The sequence below is a fragment of the Corallococcus sp. M7 genome (assembly GCF_054512695.1).
On sequence record NZ_CM137252.1, the window covers coordinates 2,910,954 to 2,928,060 of the forward strand.

The window sequence follows — 17,107 nt, forward strand, 5'->3', positions numbered from 1 at the left end:
ATGCTGTCCCGTGATGCGTCCCCAGACGCTCCAATCCTCGCTGTTCCGCCCCCTGTTCCAGGTGGGCGAGTCGCTGGGCATCGCCCGTGCGCTGCTGCTCGAAGCGGTGGGCGTGGACGAAGCCCTGCTCGCGCGGCCGGACGTGCGCGTTCCCTACGCGGCGCTCCAGCGCGTGTGGACCCTTCTCGTGGAGGTGGGCGGCTCCGAGCCGCTGGCCGTGCGGCTCGCGCAGGCACTGGAGCCCACCCACGTGGGGCTCGTGGGCTACGTGCTGGTCAACAGCCCCGACCTGCGCACCTCCCTCCAGCGCTATTGCCGCATCCACGCGCTGTTGGATCCGCGCACGACGTGGCGCGTCCTCCAACTGCCCGGGATGATGCGCGTGGAACTGGAGCTGGATCCGCAAGACGCCTGGGCCTCGCGCCTGAAGCACCCCGTGGAGGGACTGCTCGTGGCGATGGTGGCCAGCGGCCGCGAGCTCAGCGGCGAGGACTGGCGCCCCACGCGCGTGTGCGTCACGCATCCGCGCCATGCGGCTTCGCAGGCCGTGGAGGAGTTCCTCGGCGTCGGCATCGAATACGGCGCGAGCGCCAACCTGGTGCAGGGCGACGAGGCCGCCGCGAAGCTCCCCATCCGCCACGCGGACATCGAGCTGGGCAACCTGCTCCACGCCCGCGCCGAAGCGGAGCTGGCGCGGGTGGAGGCCCACGAGGTCCGCTCCTGGCGCGAGCGCGTGGAGGAGGTGCTCGCGGCCCAGCCGCGCACGGGGGACCTCATCCCCGCGGACGTGGCGGCGCGGCTCGCGGTGAGTGAGCGCACGCTCCAGCGCCGCCTGCGGGAGGAGGGCGTCACGTTCGCGGGCCTGGAGGATGCCGTGCGCCGCGACCGCGCCTTCCAGCTCCTGCGCGACGGACAACTGCCCCACTTCGAGATCGCCTTCCTCCTGGGCTTCAGCGACCCCAGCGCCTTCACCCGCGCCTTCCGCCGCTGGAGCGGAACGACGCCGGGGCAGTGGCAGGTGTCCCAGGCCGCGAAGCCCTGAAGGAGGCAGGCGCCGGAATCCGTCCCTCGCGCGGAATGTTTTCTCCCTGGGCGCGGCACACGGCCTCGCCGGAGAGGGGAACACGGATGATCAAGACGCTGAGGGACGCGGAAGAGCTGGTGCGCACGCGCCACGTCATCACCGAGGTGCCCACCCACGGGCCCACGTCCCTCGTCGAACAGGTCATGGGCGGCAGGCCCACCGGCAGCTGGCGCGACCATGCGAAGGGGCGCCTCGCGTACCGGCTGGGGCGCATGCTGCGCGCGTCGAAGGACGTGCTCGCGGTGCGGCTGGTGGAGGGCAAGGTCGCCTTCGTGGACCCCACGCTCTGGCCCGCCGTCTACCGCGTCGCCATGGAGCCCTCGCGCCGCCGTCCCTCACTCCAGGGGCTGTCCCCGGACGCACGCGCGCTGCTCTCCACCGTGGAGCGGGACAAGCGCGTCCCCCTGGACAAGGAAGGCCCGTGGACCAAGGCGCGCGAAGCGCTGGAGGAACGGCTGCTGGTCCACTTCTCCGAAGCGCAGGATGACGACGGCCGCCATGTCGCGGTGCTGCGCTCGTGGCGGGACTGGGCCTCTCCCTCGCTCAAGGCGGACGCGGCCCGGCTCTCCTACGAGGACGCCCAGGCGCGGCTGCGCGCGGCGTGCGACGGGGCGCCCACGGGACTGGGGCCCTGGGTGTTCTAGACACGACGGGCGTCAGGCCGCCTCGTCCAAGACCTCCAGCGCGTCACGGACTCCAGGCAGCCGGGCGAGCAATTCGTACTCCGCGGGCTGGAGCATGGACACGCGACGGCCCGCGACGCGCTCCATCCACAGCTCGATGCGGTGGTCTCCGTCCGGGTTGACCTGGCGGGAGATGCGGGCCCGGCGGCCCTCCTTGTGACAGGCCAGGATGTCCTGCTGGAGGCTGCGCAGACGGCGGAACACCTTCAGCGCCATTCGACCCTCGGGGGTGTCGAACGTGTGGAAATGCCGGTTCCGCGACAGCGGCCGGCTGGGATCATGAAGCCTCTCCACGAGGCGGCGCACGAAAGGGTCCATCGACGGAGAAGGATAACATCCGCTACCCTGTCCCTCAGCGATGCCCCATCGATTTTTCCCCCGTCCCTGGACGCTCGTCCTGCTCCTGCCGCTTGCCTGCAAGGACCCGGAGACGGCGGCCGCACAGAAACAGGCCGTCCAGGTCCAGAACTCCCTGTCCCAGGGGCGTGAGGCGCTCACGAAGGGCCAGTACGGCCGCGCCATCGGCGAGCTGCAGAAGGCCGCCAATGCCGCGCCAGAGAGCGTGGAGCCGCTCCTCCTCCTGGCCAAGGCCCACCAGGGCGCCGGCAACCCGGGCGCGTCCATCCTCACGCTCAAGCAGGCGGAGGGCCTCATCCCGGGCACGGACCCGGTCATCCAGAAGCAGCTCTCCGACCTGTACCTGCGGGAGGGGCAGATTCCCCAGGCCATCTCCACGCTGGTGTCGCTGCGGGACGAAGGCAAGCTGCCCAAGGAGGACATCCTGTCGCTGGCCCGCCTCCAGGCGCGGCAGGGGCACCCGGATGATGCCTTCACCACGCTGGAGCGCATCCTCCGCGAGAACCCGGACGACGCCGCGACGAAGACCGTGGAGGCCGAAATCCTGCTCATGAAGGGCGAGGAGCTGCTCGCGGCCAACCTGATGGACCGCGTGCTCCAGGGGACCCCCAGCTTCACGCCCGCACGGCTCTTGCGCGCGCGCTACTTCCTGATGAGCGGCGTCAGCGACATGGCGGAGGCGGACCTCCAGTCCGTGCCGCCCGAGGACGCGGACACCACGGACGTGGTGGCGATGAAGGCCCGCGTGCTGATGGCGCTCGGGCGTCCGGCCGAAGCGGAGGGCGCGCTGCGCAAGCTCCTGGAGGACGACGCGGAGAACGCGGAGGCCACCGCGTGGCTGGCGGAGATCGTCTGCGCCCAGGGCCGCGCGTCGGAGGCCCAGCAGCTGGTGGACCGCGCGCTGCACCTGCGCCCGCGCTTCGCCCGCGCGCTGTACGTGCGCGGCCGCGTGCTGGAGGAGCAGAGCGACGCGCGTGGAGCGGAGGACAGCTACCGCTTCGCCCTCAAGGCGGAGCCCGCCTTCCCGCCCGCGCTGTCGCGCATGTGGCGGCTGCACCTGAAGGCCGGCCGCAAGCCGGAGGCGCAGGAGGTGCTCGAGCGGCTGACGAGCCTGAACGAGGCGACCGTGGAGGAGAAGGCCGCGCTCGCGAACCTCTATGCGCAGTTCGAGACGCAGCTGCCGCGCGGCAAGAAGCTCATCGACGAGGCCCTGAAGCGCGAGCCGCAGAACCCCGAGTACCTGCGCATCCAGAAGGCCATCGACAAGGCGACGCCCAAGAAGAAGAAGGCCCCGACGGGGCCCGTCATCATCCGCGGGCGGCGCTGACGGCGGGCGCGGAGGAGGGCAGCCCTTCCGCGTCCATGACGACCTTCTCCAGCGCCTTGAGCCCCTTGCGCTGGCCCACCGCCACCACGAGCAGGTTCTCGCGGGTGAAGTAGCGCCGGGCCACCTCGCGCACCCGCGCGGCCGTCTGCCGGTCCACCTGATCCGCGCGGTGGCCGAACGTCTCCGGCCGGCGGAACAGCTCCACGCCGCCGAACCACCCGGCCAGCTCGCCCGGCGAGTCCTGGGAGAACTCCAGCAGCATCCGGTGGCGGCGCTTGGCGCGGTTCAGCTCCTCCTCGCCCGCCTCCTTCTCGCAGAGCTCGGAGAGCACGCGCAGCGCCTCCGCCACCACGAGCGACGCCTTCTCCGGCGCGCTGGCCGCTTCAATCTCGAAGAGGCTGAGGTCGTGGTACGTGTCCAGCCCGGCCTGCACCGAGTACGCGAGGCCGCGCTTCTCCACGATCTCGAACGGCAGCCGCGACGACAGTCCGTCGTCCAAGAGGCGCCGGAGGATCTGCAGCGCGGGGAAGTCCTCGTGCTGCTCCGGCACGGCGCGGAAGGTGAGCTTGAACTCCGTCTGCGACTCGTCGTGGGAGACGAAGTGGAAGTGCGGTCCGGGGCCCAGCGGCGGCGGCGCGCTCTCCGTGGTGGCGCTGCCCTTGGGCAGGTGGGCGAAGGCGCGCTCGGCCAGGGCCAGCACCTCCGAGTGCTTCACGCTGCCCGCGGCGGACACCACCAGGTTGCCGGCCACGTAGTGCCGGGCGAAGTGCTCCAGCACCTGGGCGTGGGTGAGCGCCTTCACGGACTCGCGGGTGCCCGCGATTTTGAGCGACAGCGGGTGGCCGGGGAACAGCAGGCGCTTGGACAGGTTGTCCAGGTCGATGTCGCGCCCCTTGTCGTCCACCTCGTCGAGCATCTCCTCCAGGATGATCTGCCGCTCCACCTCCATGTCGGTGAGGCGGGGGCGGGTGAGCATGTCGCCGATGACGTCCAGGCCCACGCTCAGGTGCGACGGGTGCAGCGGGGTGTAGTAGTAGCCGTGGTCGCGGGTGGTGGCGCCGTTGAGGTTGCCGCCCACCTCCTCCACGGCCGCGTTCATCTTCACCGTGTCCGGCCAGGCCTCGCTTCCCCGGAAGAAGAGGTGCTCCAGGAAGTGGCTGACGCCGTTGTTCTCCACCGTCTCATGACGGCTACCGGTCCTTACGTAGACGGCCAGGAGGGCGGTGTGCAGGTGGGGCGTTTCGACGGTGACGACGCGCAGCCCGGAGGGCAGCACGTCCCGGTACGGTGTAAAGCTCATGCGCGAGGAAGCCTTAACACGAAGGTCGTTCCCTGGCCGGGAATACTCTGGCAGGAGAGCGAGCCCCCGTGGGCCTGGAGGATCTGTTGGCTCACCGCGAGCCCCAGGCCCGTGCCGCCCTCCTTGGTGGTGAAGAAGGGCTCGAAGAGGTGGCGGCGGGCCTCCTCGGTCATGCCAGCGCCGGTGTCCCGCACGGTGACCTCCACGTCGCCCTCGTGCGGGGCGGTGGCCACGGTGAGCCGGCCTCCCGTGGGCATGGCCTCGCGGCTGTTGCGCAGCAGGTTGAGGAACACCTGCCGCAGCTGGCCCTGGTCCGCGAGCACGCGGGGCGTGTCGGGCGCGAAGTCGCGCACCACCTCCACGCCCGCGCGCACCAGCTCCTCGCGGGTGAAGTCGAGCACGCCGTCCAGCACCGCGATGATGTCCTCCGGCTCCAGGTCCGGCCGGGCGGGGCGGGCCATGCGCAGGTACTGCTCGGTGACATCGGTGAGGCGGTCCACCTCATGGGTGACGGCGGAGAGCAGCTCGCGCGCCTCCGTGGCGGTGTCCTGCGAGTCGAACCGAGCGCTGTCCACCGCGTCCTGGAGCAGCTCCACGTTGAGGCCGATGGAGGACAGGGGGTTTCTCACCTCGTGCACGATCTGGGCGGAGATGCGGCCCACGGCGGCCAGCTGCTCCGCGCGCATCAGCGCTTCGGCCTGCGACTTGAGCTGCGCCTCGCGCGCCTGGAGTGAGCGGGCCATCTGGTCGAACTCGCGCGCGAGCAGGGCGACCTCGTCCGCGCCGCGCACGCCCAGTTGGGCGGAGTAGTCGCCCCGGCCGATGCGGGACACGCCTTCAATCAGCGTGCGCACCGGGCGCAGCGTGCGGGCGGACCAGGCGGTGACGCCCACGCCCACGCCAATGGCCATGATGGACAGCGCGATGATGGTGAGTCCCGTCCTGCGCTCGCGCTCCTCCGCGCCGTCCACGCGCTCGCGGATGCGGTTGGTCAGCGTCGCGCGCAGCACGCGCAGCTCCCGGCCGATGGCGCTCTCCAGCTGGCGCAGCTCGGCGGTGGCGCGGGCCACCTCCCGGCTCTCGGGGGACTCGGACGCGAGCGCGGCGAACACGGCCTCCACCGCGTGGCCGTAGGCCTTGGAGTTGCGTGACAGCTCCGCGAAGCGCGAGTCCAGCTCCATCACGAAGGGGACCTCGCCCTCCGGGGCGAAGGTGAGCACCTCGCGGGCCTTGGCACGGGCGGCCTCCAGGCGCTGGGCCATCTGGGGCGCGTAGTACAGGCTCGCCAGCCGGATGAGCGCGCGGCGCGTCTCCACGCTGTTCTGCTCCAGCACGCGCTCGGTGTCCTTCTCCTGGCTGGTCTGGAAGGTCTCCAGCGCGGCGGCGTCCTGGGACAGCTGGAGGTAGCCCTGGCTGACCAGGCGGATCTCCAGCCGGTTGCGGTGCAGCTCCGCCACGCTGAAGAGGGAGACCGCCCCGAACGTCAGCAGCACCAGCGCGTAGCCCAGGAAGATGCGGGTGGCGAGCGAGAGCTTCATGGAGGAGGGGACAGGACATACGTCCTGACGTGGGCGCATTACAGCGCAATCCCCACCCCGCCGCCTGCTTCCGGCCGTCTGGACTCCACCCCTCCGGGGAGGGGGGCTGGTAGCGTTCGCCGCATGGCTCCGCGCTTCGTCCGCTCCACGCTCCTCGCCGCCGCCCTGGTGTCCCTCACCCCTGCCTGCGGGGAGAAGGAGGTCCGCCCCTCCCTGGACCTGCTCACGGCCTCCTGCGCTGGCACCCAGCCCCTGGCCGGGGTGACGCACCTGCGCTTCCGCGTGACGGGGCCGGGGCTCGACACGCCCCGCGAGCGGGTATCGACGGTGGAGTGGGCCCCCGAGGACGTGCCGGCCCTGCCGCCCGGCAATGCGCGGGTGCTGGAGGTGCGGGCCTACGTGGGGGCGCCGGACCAGGGCGGACAGCTGGTGTCGCTGGGGCGCAGCACGCCGTTCGACGTGGCGGAGGGGCAGGCGCCCCAGGTGCGGATGTTCCTGCGGCGGCTGGGGGAGTTCGTGCCGGTGAACCTGGCGTCGGACCCGAGGACCTGCTCGTTGCCGGCCGAAGCGCGCGCGGCGCACACGGCCACGACGCTTCCGGATGGCAGGGTGTTGATCACCGGTGGTTACCTGCCCCAGCCGAATGGCACGCGGCCCGTGTCGGGAACCTCGGAGGTCTTCAATCCGGCGGACGGCACGTTCAGCGTCGGGCCGGCCGTGGGCGCGAGGGCCTTCCACACGGCATCGCTGCTGCCGGATGGCCGCGTGTTCGTGGCGGGCGGCGCGGAGTCCTTCGCCCCCATGTCGTTGCAGTCCACGGCGCGCCTCGTGGACGTGACGACGGGCGCGGTGGATGAGCTCAAGCTCAATCTGGCGCGCTACCAGCATGCGGCGGCGGTGGATGCGGAAGGACACGTGGTGCTGGTGAGCGGACGCGCGGCGGACGGCAGCACGGTGAGCGACATGGAGGGCTTCGACGCGACCACGGGGCTCTTCGTGTCTTCCGGCAGGTCGATCCACCGCACGGACGTTGCGCTGGCGGTGAGGCCGGACGGGATGAACATCCAGGTCGTGGGGGGCGTTGATTCCATGAAAAAGGCCGATACGGACGTGTCGGCCTTCAGGTTCCAGAACGGTTCCCTCTGGTTCCTGGCGGCAGGGACGGATCTCCGCGTCGGCAGGCAGGGGGCCGCCGTGGCGATGTTGGGCCGCGCGGACGAGTCTCCAGAGCTCCTGGTCATGGGCGGGTTCGACGGCGCGGATCCAGTGCAGGGCGCGCGGCCCGTGGGCTCCTCCGAGTTCCTGGACGGTGTGATCGCCGTGCGTGAAGGCCCCGCGCTGATGCCCCGGAGCAACCTGTGCGCGGTGACGCTGAAGGACGGCCGCATCGTGGCGCTGGGCGGGCGGGGCACCGGCTTCGGCACGACGTACGCAGTGCCGTGGGCGGAGCTGATCACCCCGCACGCGGGCGCGCAGCCCACGGTGCTGGGCCTGACGCTGATGCCGCAGCCGCGTGTCTGGCACACGTGCTCCGCGCTGCCGGACGGCTCCGTGCTCGTGGTGGGCGGCGTGGACGACAGCACCGGAGAGAGCCGCCCCAACACCGAAGCCCTGGTGGTGATGCCGCCCCCGCGCGACTGAAGATGCTACGGTCCAGGTTCCATGAGGGACTGTCTACCTGTCCGGTTTGCCCTGGCCCTGGTGCTGCTCCTGACGGCCACTGAGACCATCGCGCGTGAACAGGAGGGACCGGCGATCCGCACGGTGCTGCTGTCGGAGCACCCGTCGGACTCTGCGCCCACCCTCTACGTGAAGGGGAAGGTGACCACGGTCCTCCGTTTCGAGACGCCCGTGGATCCGGCGCGGACCCGCATGCTGGCGTGGGAGGGCCGGTTCGAACCGCTTCTCGCGGGCGGACGCAAGGTGGTCGTGGAGCCTCTCCAGGACCTGGGGGAGGACGAAGGCGTTCCCTTGTTGGTGACGCTCGCGAACGGCAAGCAGGTGCCATTCGTGCTCAAGCCCGCGGAGGAGGGAGGGCGGAACGCGGTGGATCAGCAGGTGAACGTGTTCGAGGACCCGCGTGGCCATGACGCCATGTACTCGACGCTGATGGACTCGCTCAAACAGCAGCGCACCCTGGAGGCGGAGAATCATCGTCTGCGGGAGGAAGAGCAGTCCGCGGATCACGCGCTGGCGACGCTCCTGGCCCAGGGGAACCTAAAGCACACGCCCTTCATCCGTCGCCAGGGTTGGCGCCTCAAGGAAGAGGGAGCGGACATCCTGGTGGAGGTGCTCTCCAGCAAGACGCTTCCGAAGATGGCGGTGTTGTTCACCCTGACCAACCGCGACGCGAAGAAGCCGTGGCGGATGATGGAGGCCCGGTTGTCCACGGTGTCTGGCGGGGCTTCCCGTGCGTTCGCGCTGCGCATGCAGAAGGAGGAGATTGCTCCGGGCGCCGTGGGCCGCATCGCCGTGGTCGCTGACGACAGCGCCTTCCAGTCGCCACAGGGGCTGGAGCAACTGGCGCTGGAGTTGTTCCGGTCCGACGGCCTGTCCCAGGCCTACCTCGTCCTGGAACAGCGTTTCATCCGGGAGTAGATCGACGCGACATGAACGCACCGCGCAAGTGGTCCCCGGTTGCCCTCGTGCTGGCCCTGTCGCTGGGCTGCACCACGACCCGAGGGGGCGTGGGGCTTCATTCGGACGGGACGCCCAAGCCCGAGGACTGCCCCGAGGACGCACTGAATACGATGCGGATCCTCCGCCTGCGCGTGGGTGACGGAGCGAATGTCACGCTCGACATCAACCAGGACGACGTCAGCCCCATCACGCTCTACGACGGCCCCGTGGAGAGCATGCTGATCTCCAGCCTCGGACCTCTTGAAACGACCACCCGCCTCTATGGACGGGTGTGGACCGGAGGCCCCCAGGTGGTGGTCCGGTACTACGAGGCGCATCCACCCGACGGCGACAAGATCCCCATCTGCGCCGTGGCGCGGCTCTCCAAGGGACAGCTGCGGAAGCGCCCCGACTCCAAGCCAGGGACGGCCATCCTGGAGTTCTCCTCGGCGGGCGTCGACATCGTCGAGTCCTACCGCTGAAACACGAAGGCCCCGCGTCCCAAAGAGGGGACCGCGGGGCCTCTGTGCTTCACGCCGGAAAGCGGCTCAGGCGTTGGACGGCGGAGCCTCGGAAGGCTTCGCCTCGCCCTCGGGGGTGGACGCCGGCTCGGCGGCGGCCGGGGCCTCCGTGGGCGTGGCCGCGGCGGCGGCGCGGGCCTCCGCTTCGGCGCGGGCGCGGGCCTGCTCGTCGCTGCGCTGGTCGCTGGCGGCGACCTCGTCCGGCGTCAGCTCCGTGCGGTCCGCGAGCATGCCCGTCTTCTTCTCCAGGTCCTTGATGGCCCGGCGAAGCAGGTCGCGCTCCAGCAGCGTGCGGTTGAGGCGCTTCTCCAGCGCCTTGTACTTGTCCTTGCCCAGGTCGGCCTCGGACTTCGTCACCGCCAGGATGCGCGCGTGCGTGTCGGCGCGGCCCTTGAGCCGGCGGACTTCCTTCTCCAGCTCCGCGGCGCGAGCGCGGTCCTTGTTCGCCGCCTGCTCCAGGCGGTTCATCTTCTCGCGGTCCGCGTCGTTCAGCTCGCGGTAGCGGCGCACGGGCTCCGCAGGGGCCACAGGCACGGGCGTCACGGCGACCGCCGCGTTCACCACGGGCTCGCTCGCGGGCGCGGCGATCTGATCCGCGGGCGCCGCGGCCGGAGCAACAGCGGCGGCGGGGACGGCGGCGGGAGCGGTCGTCTGCGCGGGGGCGGCGGCCTCACGGCGGCGGGGGCCATTGCGCGACTCGGTCTCCGCGCGCAGCCGGGCGTTCTCCGTCAGGGCCTGCGCCAGCTCCGCGCGGGTCTGCTCCAGCTGGATGCTGGCGTTGCGCTCCACCTCGGCGCGGGCCTTCACCAGGTCGTTCGAGCCCTTCTCGCCTTCCTTCTGCTCGAAGAGCTTCCGCTTGGTCTGCTTGAGCTGCTCCTTGACCTCCTGGAGCTGCGCGCGCTGCTCGTCCAGCTCCTTCTGCTTGCGCTGGACCTCCGATTCCGCCTTCGCGCGCGCCTTGCTCTCGGACTCCAGCTCGCCCCGGAACGACGGCGCGGAGGTGGACGAAGAGAGCGAGGGACGGCCCGCGTTGGCACCAGCGCCGCTCTTGTCTCCGAAGAGCAGCAGACCGAGCGTCACGGCGAACCCGATCGATACAAGGATGAGTGCAACCAGCAAGGGAACGACCTCCACAGGAAGATGCAAAAAGCGGGGCAGCCTACCGCTGGGACATGGCGCGTCAAGGCTTCACTGGCAGGCAACCCGGCGGGCCCCACCCGCCGCGCTGGCCGGGTCGCGGCGTCCGCCTGCATTCCGGCTCCCCCGTCAGCGCCGACCTGGGGCACGCTCGCGTCCCATGGCGCACCTGGAGCTGAAGCCGAAGCGGGACGTGTCGAGCTTCCGCAAGCTCGCCATCGGCAGCTGGGCGACCGCGTATGACCCCACGGTCTACGGAACACTGACGGTGCGCATGGACGCCGCGCTCGCCTGGCTGGAGGCCTTCCACCAGCGCACCGGCGTGCGGCTCACCGCGACCCATCTGGTCCTCAAGGCCATGGGCGAAGCGCTGCGCCGCTGTCCGGACGCCAACGCGCTGCTGCGCTACCAGCGCATCTACCTGCGTCAGCGGATCACCGTGTGCGCGGTGCTCCCGGGGGCTGATCAGCGCGGCCTCACGCCCGTGCGCATCGAGGACGTGGACAAGAAGTCCGTGCACGAGCTGGCGCTGGAGGTGGAGTCCACCGCGGCGCGCGTGCGCGAGGGACGGGACGCCCGGGTGGAGCAGGGCCGGAGCCTGCTCGAGCGCGTGCCACACCTGCTCCTGCACCGCTTCACCGGGCTCGTGTCGTTCCTCGCGTACACGTTGAACCTGGATCCATCTTGGCTGGGCCTGCCAAGGGATCCATTCGGTGCCGCGGTGGTGGTGGACGTGGGCGAGCTGGGGCTGGAGACGGCGTACCTGCCGCTGGCGCCCTTCACCCGCGTGCCCATCTTCCTCGCGCCCGGAGCGGTGCGGCAGGTGGCGGTGGTGGAGGAGGGCAGGGTGGTGCCCGGACACGTGATGAACATCAACGCGTCCTTCGACCACCGCTTCCTCGACGGCTACCACGCGGGCGTCATCGCCAGCACGCTGCGCGAGATGCTGGAGCACCCGGAGGCGTCCTTCGGCCCGCTCCCGGATTTGTCATCGGAATAGCCCGCCGTCAGCGGGGCTCGCGCACGCGCCGCCGCCGCACCGTCTCCGCGCCGCCCAGTGACTCCAGCACCGCCGCGAGCACCCGGCGCGTCTCGTCAATCACCTGCGCCCCCTGCGCGCGGCGGAAGCGGGTCTCAAGCTCCGCCCGCAGGGCCCGCGTCGTGTCCACGGCGGCATGTCCCCGCTCGGACAGGCGGATCCGCCGGGTCCGCGCGTCGTCGGAAGGCGCCGCCTCCACGATACCGAGTGTCCGCAGCTCCGCGACCGTCTTGGACGCCGCCTGCTGCGTCACGCCCAGGCGCTCCGCCAGCCCGCTGATGGTGCGCGGCGCCTCCAGCAGGTGCTGCACCACGTAGCCATGCCCCTGCCGGAGTCCCGGGAAGCCCGCCGCGTGCACCTGCTCCAGCACCAGCGCGTTCACCCGCATGCCCACGAAGAGGGCCAGATGTCCCAGGTCCAACGCCTCCAGCTCCAGACTGCCCCCGCGCGCTCGACGTGCCATGCCCCCGTCTTGCATTCACAACCACAGTTGTGCAATCACGGTTGTGAAACCGGGGTTGTGGAATTCCTCCCGGGACCCGGTCCAGGAGCCCGCCATGTCCCAGTCCTCGCCGAACCTGGAGTTCACCCGGCGCTACCTCCAGGCCCTGGAAGCAGGGGCGACGGGAGAGGCGCTCGCCGCCTTCTTCCACCCGGAGGTGCGCCAGCACGAGTACCCGAACCGCCTGACGGTCCAGGGGGCGACGCGCGACCTGGCGGCGCTGCTGACCTCCGCCGAGCGGGGCCAGAAGGCCGTGTCGGCCCAGCGCTACGAGGTGAAGTCCGCGCTCTGCGATGGGGACACCGTCGCCATGGAGGCGGAGTGGAGCGCGACGCTGCGGGTGCCCCTGGGGAACCTGCCCGCGGGTGGGACGATGCGGGCGTCACTTGGCATGTTCTTCACCTTCCGCGACGGCCGCATCATCTCCCAGCGCAATTACGATTGCTTCCAGCCCTTCTGACCGCGTCCGCTCCCACGCGCGAAGCGTCCGGGGGGCTGGCCCACGCGCTTGCTGAATGCCGCGGTGAAGGTGCTCGCCGAGCTGTAGCCCACGCGCTCGGCCACCTCCGTGATGGAGAGCTCCTGGCCGCGAAGCAGTCCCCTCGCGACGGCCATCCGCCAGTCCAGCAGGTACTCCATGGGAGGCAGGCCCACGGTGCGCGTGAAGCGCTCGAAGAACACCGAGCGCGAGAGCGCCGCGCTCTTCGCGAGCTGAGCCACGGTCCACGGACGCGTGAGGTAGCGGTGCATCTGCCGGATCGCGGGCGCGAGCCGCGCGTCCGCCAGTCCGCGCAGGAGCCCCGGAGGTGTGTCGCCGCTCGGCGTTGAGCGCAGCGCTTCGATGAGCAGCAACTCCACGAGCCGCGTCAGCACGAGCTCGCGCCCCGAGCGCTGTTCGCTCGTCTCGTCCCTGACGAGCTGGACCAGCGTGGAGAGCCGCTCCACGCCGCGCACGTGCACCAGGACCGGAAGCAGCGACACCATCAAGGCCGCGTCCGGCGAGTCGAAGACGAAGTAACCCCCGAGCAGCCGCGCGTCCGGGCGACCGCCACGCCGACCGTGACGCACCTCCCCGGTGGGGGAAGGGGCCACCTTGGGGTCGACACGTTCGGGCGTCACCGGCTCGAATCCGGAGAGGGTGAAGCCTGGCGTGGCCGGCAGCAGGACGAAGTCGCCCCCCTCCAACGTCAGGGCCGGCTGCCCGTCGACGGCCAACCGGCAGCGCCCTTCGAGCACGGCACAGAAGCTGGGCTGACCGAAGTCCGAGTAACGCACTCCCCATGCGCCCGCTCCGCTGATGCCCTTCGAGAAGATGGCCCTGGGCTGAAGCAGCGCGATGACTTCCGAGAGGGGGTCGGTCATGGCCGGACGATAGCAAAAGAAATACGGACTCCCCGTGGTGGAGCGTCCTGGGTGCCGCCGGTACCTTCAGAACATCGACGCCGCGCGAATCGCGGCAAAGGAGACGGCATGAAGACGGTGCTCATCACGGGGTGCTCTTCCGGTTATGGACTCGAGACGGCACGCCACTTCCACGCCCAGGGCTGGAACGTGGTCGCCACCATGCGAACGCCGCGGGAGGGCGTCCTTCCTTCCTCGGACCGGCTGCGCGTGGTGCCGCTCGACGTGACGAAGCCGGAGAGCATCGCCGCCGCGCTGGAGGCGAGCGGGCCCATCGACGTGCTCGTCAACAACGCGGGCCTGGGGCTCATGGGCGCCTTCGAGGCCACGCCAATGTCCACGGTGCGCGAGGTGTTCGAGACCAACGTCTTCGGCGTCATGGCGATGACGCAGGCGGTGTTGCCACGGCTTCGCGCACGCAAGTCGGGTGTCATCGTGAACGTGACCTCCAGCGCGACGCTGGCCCCCATGCCGCTGGTGGCCGTCTACACCGCGAGCAAGGTGGCCATCGAAGGGTTCACGGAGTCGCTCGCCTTCGAGCTCCAGGAGTTCAACCTGCGCGTGAAGCTCGTCGAGCCGGGCTATTGCCCGAGCACCCGCTTCACGAGCAACGGCACCCCCCGGATGGAGGGGCTGTTCCCCGAAGCGTATGCGCCTTTCGCCCAGCGCATCTTCGCCTCGCTCGGACAGCCCTCCGCGGTGACGCGCGAATCCGACGTGGCCGAGGCCATCTGGCATGCCGCGAACGACACGTCGGAGACGCTCCGCTTCCCGGCCGGGCCAGACGCGGTGGCGCTGGCCCGGTCGGCGTGAACCGCCGGGAGCCCGCTAGTACGCGTACTCCCAGCCGCCACGGCCGCGGGCGCGCTGGCCCATCCGCGCGCTCATCTCGCGCAGCCGGCGCACGCGCTCCGGGATGGGCGGGTGCGTGGAGAACAGCGACATCACCCCGCCGTGGTGCAGCGGGTTGACGATGAACAGGTGCGACGTCGCGGGGGCCCGGTCATACGGCATGGCCTCCGCGCTTCGCTCCATCTTCAACAGCGCGCTCGCCAGCGCATCCGGGTCGCCGCACAGCTCCGCGCCCGTGGCGTCCGCGCCGTACTCGCGCGAGCGGCTCACCGCCAACTGCAGCAGCGTGGCCGCGATGGGCGCCACCAAGAGCAGGCCCAGGTTGGACAGCGCTCCGGCCACGCCACCGTCCCTGTCGTCGTCGCCGCGGCTGAGCATGCTGCCGCCGAACCAGAAGAGCATCTGCGCCGCGTAGCTGATGATGCCCGCGAGCGTCGCCGCCACCGTGCCGATGAGGGTGTCGCGGTTGCGCACGTGGCCAATCTCGTGCGCCAGCACGCCCTCCAGCTCGCGCCGGTCCAGGATGTCCATGATGCCCGCCGTCACCGCGACGGCCGCGTGGCTCGGGTTGCGGCCCGTGGCGAACGCGTTCGGCTGCGCGGTGGGGAGGAGGTAGACCTTCGGCTTCGGCATGCCCGCCCGCGCGGCCAGCCGCTCCACCATCTCATGCAGCCACGGCGCCTGCTCGTAGGACAGCGGCTGGGCGCCATGGATGGCCAGCGCGATGCGGTCGCTGAACCAGTACGAGCCGAAGTTCATCACCACCGCGAAGAGGCCCGCCATCATCAGGCCCTGCGCGCCGCCCAGCCGCTGGCCGATGACGAGCACCAGGCCCGTCAAGCCCGCCAGCAGCACGGTCGTCTTCAATGCATTGCCCAGCCGGTGCCACCCGCCGCCCTTGAGCGCCGGTGCGGCCGGTCCTCGGGTTGTCATGTGGGGGTCACGCTGCGCCATGTTCCTCGTTCCGTGCCTTTCGCCCCGCCATGGGGGCCACACGAAACGTAAGCAGGAGCAAGGGGGCGTCAACGTAACGGGTCCAGGCTACCCCGGAGGCCCATGGCCCCGGCTGCCGCCCGTCCCAAAGGTAGTGCCGGCCTTAAAGATAGAAACGATCCGCCACGCCCGCCGTACGCTGAAGGATGGCGCTCCACCCGAGCCAGACGTCAATGCCACTGTCGCCCGCCTTCGACTCGCTCCCCAGGGCACCGAGCGAGCCCGTGCAGCCCGCCACCATGCCCAGCCCGGACTCGCGCACGTGCTCGAGGAGCGCACGCACGGTGGGCATGCCGCGCGCCTCGAAGCGGTCCGCCACGTCCTCGCGTCCGGCGAAGTCCGGTTCATCCAACCTGTCCATCAGGAAGCGTTCCAGCGCCCACCAGAACAGGTACACCTCCACGCGCCGTCCGGCCGCGGTCGCCGCCGCCGCGATGGAAAGACCCTGGTGCACCCGGTCGTATTCGCCACTGTGCAGGAAGACGACGACCCTGTTGTCCGGCGCGCTCACGCGGTGGCTCATACCGTCCAGAAGCCACTGCGTCCATTCACACCCGGGGGGTGACCGCCGGGGCCCTTTGGCTTGCACCTCGGCCCTGGCGCTTGGTAGGAACCTTACGACCTTCCAGGCTTACAGGTTTTTTGCAGCGACAGCACGGGTGGCTTTCAGCGACATGGGCGACGAGACGACAGCCAGACGGAAGGATGCCCACCTCGACCTGTGCGCGACCGGCGATGTGGAACCGGCACAGAACTCCACGCTGTTGGAGGACGTGCACCTCATCCACTGCGCCATGCCGGAGATGGCGGTGGAGGACGTGGACCTGTCCACGCCGTTTTTGGGCAAGCGCCTCCAGGCGCCGCTGCTCATCACCGGGATGACGGGTGGCACGGACCGCGCGGGCGCGGTGAACCGGGACCTGGCGCTGCTCGCGGAGCGGCACGGTCTGGCGTTCGGCGTGGGCAGCCAGCGCGCCATGGCGGAGCACCCCTCGCGCGCGGCGTCGTACGCGGTGCGCGACGTGGCGCCCACGGTGGCGCTCCTGGGCAACATCGGGCTGTACCAGGCCATTGGCCTGGGCGTGGACGGCGTGCGGCGGTTGATGGACGCCATTGGCGCGGACGGCATGGCGCTGCACCTCAACGCGGGCCAGGAGCTGACGCAGCCGGAAGGCGACCGCGACTTCCGCGGCGGCTACCGCGTGGTGGAGGAGCTGGCGCGCGCGATGGGCGACCGGCTGCTGGTGAAGGAGACCGGGTGCGGCATCGGTCCGGACGTGGCGCGGCGGCTGGTGGAGCTGGGCGTGCGCAACGTGGACGTCTCCGGGCTGGGCGGCACGTCGTGGGTGCGCGTGGAGCAGCTTCGCGCGGTGGGCTCGCAGGCGCAGGTGGGGGCGGAGTTCAGCGGCTGGGGCATCCCCACCGCGGCGGCCATCGCCAGCGTGCGCAAGGCAGTGGGACCGGAGGTCCGGCTCGTGGCCAGCGGCGGCGTGCGCAGCGGGCTGGAGTCCGCGAAGGTGCTCGCGCTGGGCGCGGACCTGGCGGGCATGGCGCTGCCGCTGTTCCGGGCCCAGCAGCAGGGCGGGCTCCCGGCCGCGGAGGAGGCGCTGAAGGTCATCCTCACGGGCCTGCGCCAGGCGCTGGTGCTGACGGGCAGCCGCTCCGTCGCCCAGCTGCGGCAGCGGCCTCGCGTGGTGACCGGCGCGTTGAAGGATTGGTTGGCGGCGTTGTGATGCAGGGTGGATCCCAGGTTG

General features: G+C 70.9%; 18 protein-coding genes. 10 read left to right on the top strand and 8 right to left on the bottom strand.

The features are described 5' to 3' along the window. Nucleotides 1-13 precede the first annotated feature (13 nt). Both ACX114_RS12060 and ACX114_RS12065 read left to right on the top strand, forming a co-directional pair. On the top strand, nt 14-1,042 hold the full coding sequence (locus tag ACX114_RS12060) for an AraC family transcriptional regulator (protein ID WP_459297734.1): 1,029 nt from the start codon (nt 14-16) through the stop codon (nt 1,040-1,042). An 86-nt stretch (nt 1,043-1,128) separates the two neighbouring features. Beyond that, entirely contained in the window at nt 1,129-1,728 is a 600-nt protein-coding gene (locus ACX114_RS12065; RefSeq protein ID WP_459297736.1) for an RNA methyltransferase, read from the top strand. Between the two features lie 12 nt (nt 1,729-1,740). On the opposite strand, the gene ACX114_RS12070 is transcribed toward ACX114_RS12065, so the two are convergent. Continuing rightward, nucleotides 1,741-1,983, bottom strand: a complete 243-nt coding sequence (locus ACX114_RS12070) for a hypothetical protein (RefSeq protein ID WP_459297738.1) — start codon at nt 1,981-1,983, stop codon at nt 1,741-1,743. A gap of 142 nt (nt 1,984-2,125) precedes the next feature. Between ACX114_RS12070 and ACX114_RS12075 the strand changes: the two genes are divergently transcribed. After that, the gene (locus ACX114_RS12075) at nt 2,126-3,451 is read left to right on the top strand and encodes a tetratricopeptide repeat protein (RefSeq protein ID WP_459297740.1); all 1,326 of its coding nucleotides are present in this window, start codon (nt 2,126-2,128) and stop codon (nt 3,449-3,451) included. Here ACX114_RS12075 and ACX114_RS12080 read toward each other — a convergent pair. Both ACX114_RS12080 and ACX114_RS12085 read right to left on the bottom strand, forming a co-directional pair. Further along, nucleotides 3,432-4,751: a M16 family metallopeptidase gene (locus ACX114_RS12080; RefSeq protein ID WP_459297742.1), complete on the bottom strand. Its 1,320-nt coding sequence runs from the start codon at nt 4,749-4,751 to the stop codon at nt 3,432-3,434. The two genes, ACX114_RS12075 and ACX114_RS12080, sit on opposite strands and share 20 nt — an antisense overlap. After that, on the bottom strand, nt 4,748-6,289 hold the full coding sequence (locus tag ACX114_RS12085) for a sensor histidine kinase (RefSeq protein WP_459297744.1): 1,542 nt from the start codon (nt 6,287-6,289) through the stop codon (nt 4,748-4,750). The genes ACX114_RS12080 and ACX114_RS12085 overlap by 4 nt, the downstream gene beginning before the upstream one ends. Nucleotides 6,290-6,412: 123 nt before the next feature. Between ACX114_RS12085 and ACX114_RS12090 the strand changes: the two genes are divergently transcribed. Genes ACX114_RS12090 through ACX114_RS12100 form a run of 3 tightly spaced genes read left to right on the top strand, consistent with a single transcriptional unit; the run spans nt 6,413 to nt 9,390 of the window. Continuing rightward, entirely contained in the window at nt 6,413-7,930 is a 1,518-nt protein-coding gene (locus ACX114_RS12090) for a Kelch repeat-containing protein (protein ID WP_459297746.1), read from the top strand. Nucleotides 7,931-7,990: 60 nt separating this feature from the next. Then, entirely contained in the window at nt 7,991-8,887 is an 897-nt protein-coding gene (locus ACX114_RS12095) for a DUF2381 family protein (RefSeq protein ID WP_459297748.1), read from the top strand. A gap of 11 nt (nt 8,888-8,898) precedes the next feature. Further along, complete coding sequence (locus ACX114_RS12100) at nt 8,899-9,390, top strand: serine/threonine protein kinase (protein ID WP_120618180.1); 492 nt, start codon at nt 8,899-8,901, stop codon at nt 9,388-9,390. Between the two features lie 66 nt (nt 9,391-9,456). On the opposite strand, the gene ACX114_RS12105 is transcribed toward ACX114_RS12100, so the two are convergent. After that, the gene (locus tag ACX114_RS12105) at nt 9,457-10,548 is read right to left on the bottom strand and encodes a cell envelope biogenesis protein TolA (RefSeq protein ID WP_459297750.1); all 1,092 of its coding nucleotides are present in this window, start codon (nt 10,546-10,548) and stop codon (nt 9,457-9,459) included. A gap of 178 nt (nt 10,549-10,726) precedes the next feature. Here ACX114_RS12105 and ACX114_RS12110 point away from each other — a divergent pair, with 178 nt between their 5' ends. Continuing rightward, the gene (locus tag ACX114_RS12110) at nt 10,727-11,566 is read left to right on the top strand and encodes a 2-oxo acid dehydrogenase subunit E2 (protein WP_459297752.1); all 840 of its coding nucleotides are present in this window, start codon (nt 10,727-10,729) and stop codon (nt 11,564-11,566) included. A 7-nt stretch (nt 11,567-11,573) separates the two neighbouring features. Here the strand turns inward: ACX114_RS12110 and ACX114_RS12115 are convergent, their stop codons facing one another. Further along, nucleotides 11,574-12,068 carry a MarR family winged helix-turn-helix transcriptional regulator gene (locus tag ACX114_RS12115; protein WP_459297754.1) on the bottom strand — a complete coding sequence of 165 codons (495 nt, stop codon included), beginning with the start codon at nt 12,066-12,068 and terminating at the stop codon, nt 11,574-11,576. A 94-nt stretch (nt 12,069-12,162) separates the two neighbouring features. On the opposite strand from ACX114_RS12115, the gene ACX114_RS12120 reads away from it, so the two are divergent. Further along, complete coding sequence (locus ACX114_RS12120; RefSeq protein WP_459297756.1) at nt 12,163-12,567, top strand: nuclear transport factor 2 family protein; 405 nt, start codon at nt 12,163-12,165, stop codon at nt 12,565-12,567. Here ACX114_RS12120 and ACX114_RS12125 read toward each other — a convergent pair. After that, nucleotides 12,543-13,469, bottom strand: coding sequence for an AraC family transcriptional regulator (locus ACX114_RS12125; protein ID WP_459297758.1), 927 nt, complete (start codon nt 13,467-13,469; stop codon nt 12,543-12,545). The two genes, ACX114_RS12120 and ACX114_RS12125, sit on opposite strands and share 25 nt — an antisense overlap. Before the next feature lie 108 nt (nt 13,470-13,577). Here ACX114_RS12125 and ACX114_RS12130 point away from each other — a divergent pair, with 108 nt between their 5' ends. Then, entirely contained in the window at nt 13,578-14,321 is a 744-nt protein-coding gene (locus ACX114_RS12130; RefSeq protein WP_459297760.1) for an SDR family oxidoreductase, read from the top strand. 15 nt (nt 14,322-14,336) lie between these two features. Here the strand turns inward: ACX114_RS12130 and ACX114_RS12135 are convergent, their stop codons facing one another. Next, on the bottom strand, nt 14,337-15,293 hold the full coding sequence (locus ACX114_RS12135) for a zinc metalloprotease HtpX (protein ID WP_459297762.1): 957 nt from the start codon (nt 15,291-15,293) through the stop codon (nt 14,337-14,339). Between the two features lie 163 nt (nt 15,294-15,456). Then, complete coding sequence (locus ACX114_RS12140) at nt 15,457-15,864, bottom strand: hypothetical protein (protein WP_459297764.1); 408 nt, start codon at nt 15,862-15,864, stop codon at nt 15,457-15,459. 163 nt (nt 15,865-16,027) lie between these two features. Between ACX114_RS12140 and fni the strand changes: the two genes are divergently transcribed. Continuing rightward, entirely contained in the window at nt 16,028-17,086 is a 1,059-nt protein-coding gene (fni, locus tag ACX114_RS12145; protein WP_459297766.1) for a type 2 isopentenyl-diphosphate Delta-isomerase, read from the top strand. The last annotated feature ends 21 nt before the right edge of the window (nt 17,087-17,107 follow it).

Bases quoted from the DNA above. Each gene is read 5' to 3' on its own strand.
- ACX114_RS12060 (WP_459297734.1), top strand. From the start codon at position 14: ATGCGTCCCCAGACGCTCCAATCCTCGCTGTTCCGCCCCCTGTTCCAG.
- ACX114_RS12065 (WP_459297736.1), top strand. From the start codon at position 1,129: ATGATCAAGACGCTGAGGGACGCGGAAGAGCTGGTGCGCACGCGCCAC.
- ACX114_RS12070 (WP_459297738.1), bottom strand. From the start codon at position 1,983: ATGGCGCTGAAGGTGTTCCGCCGTCTGCGCAGCCTCCAGCAGGACATC.
- ACX114_RS12075 (WP_459297740.1), top strand. From the start codon at position 2,126: ATGCCCCATCGATTTTTCCCCCGTCCCTGGACGCTCGTCCTGCTCCTG.
- ACX114_RS12080 (WP_459297742.1), bottom strand. From the start codon at position 4,751: ATGAGCTTTACACCGTACCGGGACGTGCTGCCCTCCGGGCTGCGCGTC.
- ACX114_RS12085 (WP_459297744.1), bottom strand. From the start codon at position 6,289: ATGAAGCTCTCGCTCGCCACCCGCATCTTCCTGGGCTACGCGCTGGTG.
- ACX114_RS12090 (WP_459297746.1), top strand. From the start codon at position 6,413: ATGGCTCCGCGCTTCGTCCGCTCCACGCTCCTCGCCGCCGCCCTGGTG.
- ACX114_RS12100 (WP_120618180.1), top strand. From the start codon at position 8,899: ATGAACGCACCGCGCAAGTGGTCCCCGGTTGCCCTCGTGCTGGCCCTG.
- ACX114_RS12110 (WP_459297752.1), top strand. From the start codon at position 10,727: ATGGCGCACCTGGAGCTGAAGCCGAAGCGGGACGTGTCGAGCTTCCGC.
- ACX114_RS12115 (WP_459297754.1), bottom strand. From the start codon at position 12,068: ATGGCACGTCGAGCGCGCGGGGGCAGTCTGGAGCTGGAGGCGTTGGAC.
- ACX114_RS12120 (WP_459297756.1), top strand. From the start codon at position 12,163: ATGTCCCAGTCCTCGCCGAACCTGGAGTTCACCCGGCGCTACCTCCAG.
- ACX114_RS12125 (WP_459297758.1), bottom strand. From the start codon at position 13,469: ATGACCGACCCCCTCTCGGAAGTCATCGCGCTGCTTCAGCCCAGGGCC.
- ACX114_RS12130 (WP_459297760.1), top strand. From the start codon at position 13,578: ATGAAGACGGTGCTCATCACGGGGTGCTCTTCCGGTTATGGACTCGAG.
- ACX114_RS12135 (WP_459297762.1), bottom strand. From the start codon at position 15,293: ATGACAACCCGAGGACCGGCCGCACCGGCGCTCAAGGGCGGCGGGTGG.
- fni (WP_459297766.1), top strand. From the start codon at position 16,028: ATGGGCGACGAGACGACAGCCAGACGGAAGGATGCCCACCTCGACCTG.